The sequence below is a fragment of the Christiangramia marina genome, assembly GCF_048285865.1.
Lineage (GTDB): Bacteria > Bacteroidota > Bacteroidia > Flavobacteriales > Flavobacteriaceae > Christiangramia > Christiangramia marina.
The window spans coordinates 869783-882322 of the sequence record NZ_JBLVTK010000002.1 but is presented as its reverse complement, the minus strand read 5'-3'; the positions used below and the strand labels follow the sequence as shown (position 1 = coordinate 882322).

The following is a 12540-nucleotide window of genomic DNA, read 5'->3' as shown; positions in this document are numbered from 1 at the left end:
TTTAAAGGAACTTATTTTTAATAGCGTCCCAACGCAACTTTCTTATAAAACGGCCTTCTTCTTCGGAAACGAGAAAAGGTCGTTTTTTCTTTCTGGCATTAAAGAAACCAGATAGATAGTGTAAAAAAGCGAAGGGATTCATCTTTAAAGCAGCAAGTTTAGCTGAAGCGATCATGCTTAAGGCGACTCCATATCGAAGTCTGTAGAATGCCTCTCCTTGCTTACGACCAGAATGTTCAAAATAATTCATCCCGGTAGGACGAAGATGTTTGACCAGAAGATTTTCATCAGTCACAACTTTCCATCCGTGGAATCTAGCCAGAAGTTCATCTGCGGTATCCCAGCCCATAGCAGGTTTAAGTTCCCCTATTTGTATAAAACAATGTTTGCTGTAAGCTTTTAATGCGCCACGAATATGATCTTTGCCTGTAAGATTTTCGGGAATCCATTTGTCCTTCCTCTGGACACTGCAAAAGCCTCCAGCCATTCCAACACCAGGTTCCGACTCAAATATCTCAACGATCCTTTGCAGATAATTTTCAGGAAAAATAAGGTCGGCGTCAAATTTACAAATGATATCAAAATCATCGTCTAATTGATAGAATCCCTGATAGAAAGCATTGATCACCTTGCTTCCTGGAGCATGTTCTGCAGAAGATTTATTCTGAACGAGATCTATGAAGTCATATTTTTCAGCAAAACCCTCTACAATTTCTGAAGTTGCATCTGTAGAATTATCATCTACAACCATTATTTTTGCCGGTCTCAGCGACTGTTCAGCAAGCGACTGTAGAGTTCTGCCAATAATATTTGCCTCGTTATGTGCGGGGATGATGATATAGATTCTCACGAAATGGAAATTTCAGTAAGCAGCTAAGATAGAGTATTAGATCCTTTCAGCATAGACCGCATAGTACCTTGGAGTAAACTTCCGAAGAATAGGGCGTAAGCCAATTTTATTTACTGGATGTGCCCATTGAATACTATCTCTTATCTGCCAGCCAGTTTTTTCCAACAACCAGTCAAACTGCCATTTCTCAAACTCATGATAATGCCGGTCCCAGGGATCGGTTTTACTGCGGTAGGCGGGAGCAAACCATAGTTTTAATGGCACGCTTACTACAAGTTTTGCAGCTTTGATCTCTTTTAGAATATTGTATGGAGCGAGTAGATGTTCGAAAATCTCGAAAGCCGTAACGCAATCATAAGAAGTCGTTTGGACCGCCTCAAAGTGATCGTCCAGATCTTCCCCACTGGTATTAGTTACCTCAAAACCCTCCTTTTCCATAATTTTTGAAAACGGATTGGGAACTCCCAGATCAAGAATTCGTTCATCTCTGGAGATATGATTTTCTAAAAATTCCAGTGTCTTCTGGAAGCGTTCTTCCGGGAAACTTTGTTCGTACATTATACCTCGTAAGTGATCGCATTAATGTTCATTCCTGCACCAACGCTGGCAAACATTACAACGTCACCTTTCTCAAGTTTTTGATGGTCAATTTTACCTTTACGTACAAGGTCCAGAAGCGTTGGAACGGTGGCTACACTGCTATTTCCCAGTTCGTGGATGGTCATAGGCATCACATGTTCAGGCGCTTGCATGTTGTGCAATTTGTAGAACCTGTTGATGATAGCTTCATCCATCTTCTCATTCGCCTGGTGGATAAATACAGTTTTAAGATCTTCAATTGATTTCCCGCTGTTCTCCAGACAGGTTTTCATCGCTTTTGGTACGTTCACCAGAGCAAATTCATAGATCTTGCGACCATTCATTTTTATAAAACGAATATCTTCGGAAGATTTGCTATTATTGGATTTTCCGAAGTAAATATATTCAGATTCCTGCAATGAGAATGTTGCCGACTCGTGAGAAAGAATACCTCCAGTTTCTTCTGAAGCTTCTAAAATTGCTGCTCCGGCACCATCAGAAAAGATCATGCTATCTCTGTCGTGACTATCTACAACCCTGGATAAAGCTTCAGCACCAATTACCAAACAGCGTTTCGCGATGCCTGCCTTAATAAATGCATTTGCCTGCACCATCCCTTCGATCCAGCCAGGACAGCCAAAGAGGATGTCGTATCCTACACATTTAGGATTGCTGATCTTCAATTTTGCTTTTACCCGGGTAGCTAAACTTGGTACGGTATCGCTTTGAACAGTATTAGATTTAACGTCACCATAATTATGAGCAACTATTATATAATCAAGAGTTTCAGGGTCTATTCCAGCATCTTCTATAGCTTTTTTACTAGCCAGAGTTGCAATGTCTGAAGTATTCATTTCAGGTTCAATATACCTGCGTTCTTCAATGCCAGTAATTGCCTTGAACTTGCGAATCGTGGTAGGATTGTCCTGAGGAAAAGAACTCCCGTCGAGGTTAAAGAACTCATGTTGCTCAAAGTCAGCATTTCTTGTGACAACATTGGGTATGTAACTTCCAGTACCGGTAATTTTAAAATTCATCTGACTCTGAGATTATAAATATTTCACAATTTAATTAAATAGCCTTAAGCTACATTTAAAATTTAATACTTTTTGGTCGAAAAAAAACCTGCCAGTTGACAGGTTTTTATTTCTAAAGTGCTATCTGGCTTATACTTCGGCATATTCTTCAGTAGGAGGGCAGGTACACATAAGGTTCCTGTCTCCGTAAGCTTCATCTACACGTCGTACACTTGGCCAGAATTTATTGTCATGTAAATGACTTAGTGGATATGCTGCTTTCTCACGAGTATACGGTAAATTCCATTCGTTAGCGGTAAGCATATGTATGGTATGTGGAGCATTTTTCAAAACGTTATTAGGTTCATCTACCGATGCTTCGTCAATTTCTTTTCGAATTGAAATTAGCGCATCACAGAATCTGTCCAGTTCAGGTTTTGATTCACTTTCCGTTGGTTCGATCATTACAGTTCCAGCTACCGGGAATGATACTGTTGGAGCATGAAACCCATAATCGATCAAACGTTTGGCGATATCTGTCACTTCAATCCCTTTTTCTTTGAAAGGTCTGCAATCTACGATCATCTCATGTGCAGCACGTCCTCTTTCTCCAGAATAAAGGGTTTTATAATGTCCGTTTAAACGTTCCTTTATGTAATTAGCATTCAAAATTGCATATTCCGTTGCCTTTTGAAGGCCTCCAGTACCAAGCATTTTGATGTATCCGTAAGAAATAAGGCAAACGAGTGCAGAACCCCATGGTGCTGAAGAAATTGCACCAATCGCCTGATCTCCGCCTGTTTTTATCACCGGGTTTCCAGGAAGGAAAGGTTTCAACTGCTCAGCTACACATATTGGACCAACTCCAGGTCCACCTCCTCCGTGAGGAATGGCAAAAGTTTTGTGCAGGTTCAGGTGGCAAACATCAGCACCAATTTTACCTGGATTGGTAAGTCCAACCTGGGCGTTCATGTTAGCGCCGTCCATATAAACCTGACCGCCATTTTCATGAATGATATTAGTTACTTCGCGAATAGCAGATTCAAATACCCCGTGTGTAGAAGGATAGGTAACCATTAGTGCAGCAAGATTGTCCTTGTGTTTTAATGCTTTTTCGCGTAGATCATCAACGTCTATATTTCCATTTTCAGTGGCCTTGGTGACAATCACTTTCATACCGGCCATTACTGCTGAAGCAGGATTTGTACCGTGAGCAGAGGATGGGATCAGGCAAATATTTCTATGACTGTCTCCATTCGCTTCGTGGTACGCACGTATAACCATCAAACCAGCATACTCGCCCTGAGCACCGGAATTTGGTTGTAATGAGGTTGCTGAAAACCCTGTAATTTCAGTTAACTGGTCTTCCAGTTCTTTTAATATGGTTTGATAACCCTGAGCCTGGTCTACAGGAACAAATGGGTGCAAGTTCCCCCATTGTGGATTACTTAAAGGTAACATTTCTGAAGCGGCATTCAATTTCATGGTGCAGGATCCAAGACTTATCATCGAGTGGTTCAGTGAAAGATCTTTGCGCTCCAGTTTTTTGATATAACGCATCAATTCAGTTTCTGAATGATACAAATTGAATACTTCGTGAGTTAAAAATTCAGAAGTACGTTGAAGCGACTCCGGAATCCTAATTTCAGAAGATAATTCAGATACTTCAGTAGCCTCTTTATCTTTTAATTCAGCAAAAACTGAAATGATCGCGTTCAGATCATCTGTAGTAGTGGTCTCATTGATCGAAATACAGGCGCTTTCAGAATCGGGATAGAAAAAGTTTATCTCGTGCTTTTCAGCAATAGTTTTCAAAGATTTAGCGTCTACCTTTACATGTAGCGTATCGAAATATGCTGAATTCTGCTGTTCGAAACCGAGTTTCTTCAAACTATCCTCCAGGCTAACTGCCGTCGCATGCACAATACCGGCGATGTACTCCAGGCCGCGTGGACCATGATATACTGCATACATTCCTGCCATTACCGCAAGAAGAACCTGTGCAGTACAAATATTTGAAGTTGCTTTATCTCTTTTAATGTGTTGTTCACGGGTTTGCAATGCCATTCTAAGGGCACTATTCCCGTCAACATCCTTCGTAAGACCAATAATACGTCCTGGAAGATTTCTTTTAAAATCCTCTCTGGTTGCAAAAAATGCTGCATGAGGTCCTCCATATCCTAACGGAATTCCAAAACGCTGCGTAGTTCCAACAACCACGTCTACTCCAAGTTCTCCCGGAGCCTGAAGCATTACCAGACTAAGTATATCTGCCGCAAATGCGGTTTTGATATTAGCTGCTTTACAATTCTCGACAAATTCTTTATAATCGAAGATCTGACCGAATTTGCCAGGATACTGCACAAGTGCACCAAAGTATTCTTCAGAAAAATCAAATTCTTCATGATCTCCAACAACCATATCGATCCCCAGGAAGTTAGCACGCGTTTCCATTAGAGAAATGGTCTGCGGTAATGTTTGCTGAGAAACGAAAAATTTATTGACGTTTGCTTTTTTCTGATCTCTTTCGCGAACAGAGAATAAGAGTGCCATGGCTTCAGCTGCGGCAGTAGATTCATCTAATAAAGATGCATTCGCTAGCTCCATACCGGTAAGATCGCTTACCATGGTCTGGAAATTCAGAAGGGCTTCTAATCTACCCTGAGCGATTTCTGCCTGGTAAGGAGTATAAGCAGTGTACCAACCCGGGTTTTCCAGAATATTTCTCTGGATTACCGCTGGCAGGATGCTTTGATGGTATCCTAAGCCAATGTAGGTTTTATATAATTTATTCTTTTCTGAAAGCTTCTTGATATGTTCTGCATACTGGTTCTCACTCATTGCTTTTGGCAAATTAAGTGGGTTTTCCAGCCTGATATCATCAGGGATTGTTTCGTATATAAGTTGCTCTATAGAATCAACGCCAATCGTGTCCAGCATTTCCTGAAGATTTTCAGCTTTGGGACCAATATGGCGTAATGCGAAAGAATCTGTTCTCATCAATAAATTAAGTTGTGTTTTTGTGGCGCAAAAGTACATAATTCCGTGCTAATATAAAGTGGTTTAGAGGTATACAGTTGTTAAGATTTTTGACTGATCAAAAACTAGTAAAGAATATGTAATTTCGTAAGATGAGGTACCTTCGCCAGGCTTTTGATTTATATATAAATAGCAGTATTCACGTTGCTGTTGCGGTGGTATGTTTTGTGGTGATAAGTATAGTCGAAAATAACTTCCAAATTAGCCTAGATCTACTGGCTTTTATTTTTTTCTCGACGATCACTGGATATAATTTTGTCAAATACGCTGGCATTGCGAAACTGCATCATTCCAGTCTTGCCGGAAACCTGCGAATCATTCAAATATTTTCTTTTATAAGTTTTCTTGCATTGATATATTTTGCTGTTCAACTGTCAGTAAATGTGCTGCTAGCAACAGGTATCCTAGGCCTACTAACACTTTTGTACGCATTACCGGTTTTTGGAAACAGCAGGAATTTGAGAAGTCTAGCCGGGATTAAAATATTTGTCATTGCAATGGTATGGGCGGGAACTACAGTTTTCCTGCCCGTGATCAATGCTCAGCAACTGCTAAGTCAATCAACTCTTATAGATTTATTCCAGCGATTTTGTATGGTGGTTGTGCTTACGTTGCCCTTTGAAATAAGGGATCTAATTTATGATTCTGATTCTCTTGAAACAATTCCGCAAAGAATTGGAATTAGGAAAACTAGGATCTTTGGGGTTATTTTATTGTTACTGATATGTCTTATTGAAATATTTCAGCAGCAATTCCGCAGTTATAGCTTTCTAAGTTTATTTCTGGTGTGTGTAATTATTGGAGTATTTCTGCTTAGGAGCAGAGAGCGGCAGGCTAAATATTATGCTTCTTTCGTGGTGGAGTCGATTCCCATAATATACCTGGGTATTGTATTATTTATGAAGTATGTTCTTCCGATTGTAGTTTACTAATATTTTCACGCCATTCTTTCTTTTTTTCTTCGGAACAGCATTCCAGATTTGCTTCTTTCAGCTTATGGGTGAGTTTGGAATTTCTACTGGAAAATGTGCGGCATGTTCTGCAGAAGGCAAGATGGATCGTTAACTTGATCTTTTCAAAAAAACCGGCTTCATCGTACTGTGCTTTCGTGCAACAGGTAGCTGCTTCAGAACAGTCAACAAAAAGAGATTTACTTTTTTCACTCATAATTAAAACCAGTTTTTTTCCATGCACGCGGCCAGAGCAGTTCTGGCGCGATGAATAATTACCCACAAATTAGACGGCGTGATATCAAATTCATTACAAATCGCTTCCGTATCAACTCCATCTATAGTTTTACGCTTAAAAATTGCTGCTTGCTTTTCATTAATAGAATCCAAACAATCCAGAATTGCCAATCCCAGTTCATTATTTTCCATTTCATCCTCGGCAGTACGATCAAATTGGTCTGCGACCTGTTCTTCCAGCCATTCGCCTTCGCTATCTTCTCCAGTATAATTGATCTTAACTTCAGCCTGACCCTTTTTTGAATTATTACGCCGATAATGATCAATAATCTTTCGTTTGAGGATCGAAATGAGCCAGGTTCTTTCGCTGGCTTCACCTTTAAAGTTTTTGGCAGATTTTAAGCCCGCCAGGAAGGTTTCAGAAATAAGGTCATTAGCGACTTCACGGTCATTTACACGCACGATCGTATAATTAAACAGATAATCTGAATATCTGTCTACCCATTTATTTGGATCAAGTTGGTTTGAAGGCATGTGTGCTTGTGACGGTTGCAACTCAAAAATATGAAAAGAATGGCGATCCCGTAGCTTTATAATCAGGTTTTACCATTCTTTTCAGAATTATTTATTTAGTTATTAGACCAGCTCTTCTTAATAGAGCATCTGGTTTTGGTTCTTTTCCGCGGAAGCGTTTGTACAGTTCCATTGGATGCTCTGTACCACCTTGCGAGAGTATGTTATCTTTAAATTTATCTGCGACATCCTTGCTGAATATTCCGTTTTCCGTAAAATATTCAAATGCATCTGCATCCAGTACTTCTGCCCATTTGTAAGAATAATATCCTGCAGAATAACCACCCTGGAAGATATGGGAAAATGCTGTACTCATACAATTACTGGCTACATCCGGGAATAATTTGGTAGGTTCGAATGCTTCTGTTTCATGTGCCTTTACATCACTTACATTTGAAGGGTTCTGCGCGTGCCAGCTAAGATCTAACATTCCAAAGCTTAACTGTCTTAAGGTTGCCATACCTTCCAGAAAGTTGGACGAATCCTTGATCTTAGTAATGTATTCTTGAGGAATGGCTTCACCGGTTTTATAATGTTTTGCAAAGAGTTGCAACGCCTCTTGCTCGTAACACCAGTTCTCAAGAACCTGGCTTGGTAGTTCTACAAAATCCCAATATACATTGGCGCCAGAAAGACTTGGGTAAGTTGTATTTGCGAGCATACCGTGTAAGGCATGACCAAATTCATGGAACAAAGTTGTTACTTCATTGAAGGTTAGTAATGAAGGTTGCTTCTCTGTTGGTTTAGTGAAATTGCATACTATAGATATATGGGGTCTCTCATTCTGCCCATTTTCAATCGACTGCTGTTTGTAAATCGTCATCCATGCACCATCTCTTTTTCCTGGGCGGGGATGAAAGTCGGCATAGAAAAGAGCAATATCATTCCCTATAGTATCGGTAACATTATAGGTTCTAACATCCTGGTGATATACATCAACATCAGTTGTTTGTTCGAATTTGAGTCCGTAAAGTTTCCCTGCGATGGTAAACACCCCATCAATCACTTTTTCTAACTGGAAGTATGGTTTCAGCTTTTCGTCATCCAGATCAAATAATTTCTGTTTCAGTTTTTCAGCATAATAAGCTGAATCCCATTTTTGGAGGGTATCGATCTGGTCAAGCTCTTTAGCGAACTTTTCTAATTGATTAAACTCTCGCTTTGCCGCAGGTCTTGCTTTATCCAGCATTTCCTCGAGAAAAGACTCTACTTTATGCGGGGTTTCTGCCATACGTTCTTCAAGAACAAAGTGAGCATGGGAATTATAACCGAGTAGTTTTGCTCTTTCATATCGCAGTTTTGCGATATCGAGAACATTTTGCTGGTTATCCAGTTCATCACCTTTAAAAGCTCTTGATCCAAATGCGAGAGAAAGTTCCTTTCGCAATTCCCTGTCATCGGCGTATTTCATGAATGGAATGTAACTTGGGTATTCCAGACTGAAGATCCAGCCTTCAGAATCTTTGGATTTTGCAATATTCCTGGCTTCTTCTTTGAAACTTTCAGGCAATCCACCTAAACGGGATTCTTCAGTAACAACCAGCTCATATTTATTGGTTTCAGCTAAAACATTTTCACCAAACTGCAATTTTAGCTGAGATAGTTTCTTGTCGATCTCACGTAAGGCCTGTTGATCTTCGCTAGCCAGGTTGGCGCCATTACGAGTAAAAGCCTTAAACTTCTGGTCAAGTAAGGTGGTTTGCTCCTTGTTGAGGTCCAGTGATTCTTTTTGATCGTAAACCTTTTTGACTCTTTCAAAGAGCTTATTGTTCAGAATAACATCATTCTTGAATTCTGAAAGTAGAGGAGAAACATCCTGCGCGATCTTTTGAATTTCTTCATTGGTTTCCGCAGAATTTATATTGAAGAAAATGCTGGTAACGCGATCAAGTTTTTTTCCCGAAAACTCTAATGCTTCGATGGTATTTTCGAAGCTTGGTTCTTGTTTACTGGAGGTGATAACCTCAATATCATTTTGGGCAAGTTCTATAGCCTTTATAATGGCAGGTTTGTAATCTGAAGTTTTTATGCTTGAAAAAGGAGCTTGATTAAAATCTTCCAGTAATATATTTTGAGAGCTCATGAATGTAAGTTTAACGCTTTTGCAATATTATATGAACGTTATTGCAAAAGATCTAATTAAAATTTCTATTTTAGCCTTTTAATCGATTAAATATCAACTTATAACGATACAGTAGTATAACAAGTTCTGGTTAAAATTTAGAATGGTTAATAAATAATAACGGGTTAAAGGTTTACTGCTTAGGGATCACTTTGTGATCCCTTTTTTATTTCTTTTTCTGAACGCTTTTCGCGCCTTCAATCACCTTTTGTTTAAGACCTTCTTTGTAAACAAGAATTTTGTCCATGACGCACTTATCTGCCGTGCCTATTATTTGCGCTGCCAGGATGCCAGCATTCTTAGCGCCATCGAGTGCAACTGTCGCGACAGGAACGCCGCCAGGCATTTGCAGAATTGATAATACTGAATCCCATCCATCTATGGAGTTTCTTGATTTTACTGGTACTCCAATCACTGGCAATGGGGACATGGAAGCTACCATCCCTGGAAGGTGAGCTGCACCGCCGGCACCTGCGATAATAACTTTGATATTTCTTTCGTGCGCATTTTTACTAAAATCGAATAGTTTCTCTGGGGTACGATGAGCGGAAACGATATCTACTTCCACCGGTATGTCAAATCCTTCCAGTATGTCGATTGCTTCCTGCATTACAGGCATATCACTGGTACTACCCATGATCACAGCTACTTTTCCCATTTTTCTATTTTTTGCTAATAACTTGAATACTATTCTTTACCTCTTCAGCGATCTTTCGAGCTTCCCCCAGATCTTTATTTACGATCGTTACATGACCCATTTTTCTAAAAGGCCTGGTGATCTTTTTACCATAGATATGCGGAGTAACTCCTTCCATACCCATGATCCTCTCGATATTTTTATATAGAACCTCTCCTTCGTGATTTTCATCACCTACCAGATTTACCATGATCCCTCCAACTTTACTATCGGTTTTACCTAAAGGCAAGTCCAGAATTGCTCTAATTTGCTGTTCGAACTGGTTGGTGTAGGAAGCTTCAATGCTATAATGACCACTATTGTGAGGCCTTGGAGCCACTTCATTAATCAAGATTTTATCGTCTTCAGTCTGAAACATTTCAACCGCGAGTAACCCTACATGTTCAAATGCTTCGGAAACATTTTCAGCTAGTTTCCTTGCCTTTTCAGCTACATTATTATCGATACGCGCTGGACAGATGACATATTCTACCTGGTTAGCCGTGGGATGAAATTCCATTTCCACAACAGGATAAGTGCGAACTTCACCTGAAGGATTCCGTGCCACGATAACCGCCAGTTCATTTTTGAAAGGCACCAGGTTTTCAGCAATACATTCTGCATCGGGAAGATTGGCGAGATCAGCTTCCGTTCTAATAACCGATACTCCTTTTCCATCATAACCACCGGTAGCACTTTTCCAGACGAAAGGTAAACTTACTTTCTGCTCGTTGACATCTGATTTTAAAAGTTCCAGATTTGGAAATCTTTTGAAAGCTGCAGTTGGTAAATTGTGCTGTTCGTAAAATTCTTTTTGTACCGCCTTATTCTGAATCTTCTCGAGTGTTGCTGCGGAAGGATATGTTTTAACGCCTTCGCTTTCCAGCTGTTTTAAAGCTTCTATATTAATACTTTCAATTTCAAAAGTTAATACATCTGCTTTTCTACCAAATTGAAGAACAGTTTCATACTCCATTAAATCTCCCTGTTCAAAATAGTCGCAGGAAATTCTTGAAGGAGCCTCTGAACTTGGATCCAGCACAAGTGTCTGGATATCGTACTTTCGGGTCTCATAAAGCATCATTTTGCCAAGCTGGCCACCACCTAGAATTCCCAGTTTAAAGTCTGATGAGAAATAATTTACCATAAGTTAATTCGGCTTTTCGCAAAAATAAGTTATTCCTGATTCCTGCCATATTTATTCAGCAAGAATTCGGGAAGGCGGGCTTGTATAGATTCCTTATCTTTGCCACTTAAAATTGCTGAATTTTGATAAAGCTACACGATCTGGAATTCGAACCTTTTATCTCTGAGGAGGAAATTACGAAAGCCATTGATACTATTGCTAAACGATTGAATGACGAATATACAGGCAGAAAACCTGTATTTATCGGGATCCTGAACGGCTCTTTTATGTTTGCTTCCGAAGTGATCAAACGATTTGAGAGTGACTGCGAGATAAGTTTTGTGAAAATGGGTTCTTATGAAGGCACCAAAACAACCGGGGAAGTTAAAACTTTATTGGGTTTAGGACAGGAACTTGCAGGTAGGGAAGTTGTTCTTCTGGAAGATATTGTAGATACCGGTAATACACTCGTTGAGGTGGATAGAATTTTAACTGAGGCAGGTGTAGCTAGTTACCAGGTGGCAACACTGTTCTTTAAACCTTCAGCTTATAAAAAAGATGTTCCGGTACAAATTATCGGGATGGAGATACCTAATAAATTTATTGTTGGTTACGGTCTTGACTACGACGGTCTGGGCAGGAACCTAACTCAAGTATATAAACGCAAAGAAAGCAAAATGACAAATCTAGTGCTGTTTGGCCCTCCGGGTGCAGGCAAGGGAACTCAGGCAACCATTTTAAAGGAAAAGTATGATCTTATACATATTTCTACAGGAGATGTATTCAGGTATAATATCAAGAATCAGACAGAACTTGGGCTCAGCGCAAAATCGTTTATTGATAAGGGACAACTCGTTCCAGATGAGGTTACCATCAATATGCTGAATGCTGAAGTTGAAAAAAATGAAGGTGCTAATGGATTTATTTTTGACGGATTTCCAAGAACTGAAGCCCAGGCTGAAGCATTAAGCGAATCTCTGGAAGCGAAAGGTACTGAAGTAAATGCTATGATCGCTCTGGAAGTTGAGGATGAGATCCTTGTTGAAAGATTGCTGGAAAGAGGTAAAACTTCAGGTAGACCAGATGATGCTGATGAGCGTGTTATTCGCAATCGTATCAAGGTTTATTATGCTGAAACTGCCATTTTAAAGAATTTCTACCAGAAACAAAATAAGTATTACGGAGTGAATGGTGAAGGTAGTATAGAAGAGATCACTACTCGACTGAGTTCTGTGATCGATGAATTAATGAATTAAGATATGACTGAAGGGAATTTTGTTGATTACGTAAAGATCCATGTTTTCTCCGGAAAAGGAGGGAAGGGTTCTGCGCACCTGCATAGGGAGAAATATATAACCAAAGGAGGTCCCGA

General features: G+C 39.8%; 10 protein-coding genes and 1 pseudogene. 3 read left to right on the top strand and 8 right to left on the bottom strand.

The window, feature by feature from the left end; all coding sequences use genetic code 11:
* Position 1: 1 nt before the first annotated feature.
* The 4 genes from ACNKXS_RS10645 to gcvP all read right to left on the bottom strand — a co-directional run bounded on the left by ACNKXS_RS10645 (position 2) and on the right by gcvP (position 5445).
* Positions 2–850, bottom strand: coding sequence for a glycosyltransferase family 2 protein (locus tag ACNKXS_RS10645; RefSeq protein WP_417920810.1), 849 nt, complete (start codon positions 848–850; stop codon positions 2–4).
* Between the two features lie 36 nt (positions 851–886).
* Complete coding sequence (locus tag ACNKXS_RS10640) at positions 887–1408, bottom strand: methyltransferase domain-containing protein (RefSeq protein ID WP_417920809.1); 522 nt, start codon at positions 1406–1408, stop codon at positions 887–889.
* Complete coding sequence (locus ACNKXS_RS10635; RefSeq protein WP_295178217.1) at positions 1408–2466, bottom strand: 3-oxoacyl-ACP synthase III family protein; 1059 nt, start codon at positions 2464–2466, stop codon at positions 1408–1410. The genes ACNKXS_RS10640 and ACNKXS_RS10635 overlap by 1 nt, the downstream gene beginning before the upstream one ends.
* Before the next feature lie 129 nt (positions 2467–2595).
* A complete protein-coding gene (gcvP, locus tag ACNKXS_RS10630; protein ID WP_417920808.1) occupies positions 2596–5445 on the bottom strand; it encodes an aminomethyl-transferring glycine dehydrogenase in 2850 nt (949 codons plus the stop codon).
* Between the two features lie 131 nt (positions 5446–5576).
* On the opposite strand from gcvP, the gene ACNKXS_RS10625 reads away from it, so the two are divergent.
* Positions 5577–6416, top strand: a complete 840-nt coding sequence (locus tag ACNKXS_RS10625; protein WP_417920807.1) for a UbiA prenyltransferase family protein — start codon at positions 5577–5579, stop codon at positions 6414–6416.
* Positions 6417–6653: 237 nt separating this feature from the next.
* Here the strand turns inward: ACNKXS_RS10625 and ACNKXS_RS10620 are convergent, their stop codons facing one another.
* From ACNKXS_RS10620 to ACNKXS_RS10605, 4 genes are all read right to left on the bottom strand, one after another.
* Entirely contained in the window at positions 6654–7205 is a 552-nt protein-coding gene (locus ACNKXS_RS10620; protein ID WP_026915121.1) for a sigma-70 family RNA polymerase sigma factor, read from the bottom strand.
* 91 nt (positions 7206–7296) lie between these two features.
* Positions 7297–9327: a M3 family metallopeptidase gene (locus tag ACNKXS_RS10615; RefSeq protein ID WP_417920806.1), complete on the bottom strand. Its 2031-nt coding sequence runs from the start codon at positions 9325–9327 to the stop codon at positions 7297–7299.
* Between the two features lie 205 nt (positions 9328–9532).
* Entirely contained in the window at positions 9533–10024 is a 492-nt protein-coding gene (purE, locus tag ACNKXS_RS10610; RefSeq protein ID WP_417920805.1) for a 5-(carboxyamino)imidazole ribonucleotide mutase, read from the bottom strand.
* A gap of 4 nt (positions 10025–10028) precedes the next feature.
* The gene (locus ACNKXS_RS10605) at positions 10029–11189 is read right to left on the bottom strand and encodes a 5-(carboxyamino)imidazole ribonucleotide synthase (RefSeq protein WP_417920804.1); all 1161 of its coding nucleotides are present in this window, start codon (positions 11187–11189) and stop codon (positions 10029–10031) included.
* 122 nt (positions 11190–11311) lie between these two features.
* Between ACNKXS_RS10605 and ACNKXS_RS10600 the strand changes: the two genes are divergently transcribed.
* Complete coding sequence (locus tag ACNKXS_RS10600) at positions 11312–12424, top strand: adenylate kinase (protein WP_417920803.1); 1113 nt, start codon at positions 11312–11314, stop codon at positions 12422–12424.
* Between the two features lie 3 nt (positions 12425–12427).
* Positions 12428–12540, top strand: a pseudogene (locus tag ACNKXS_RS10595) (GTPase ObgE); the annotation flags it as partial.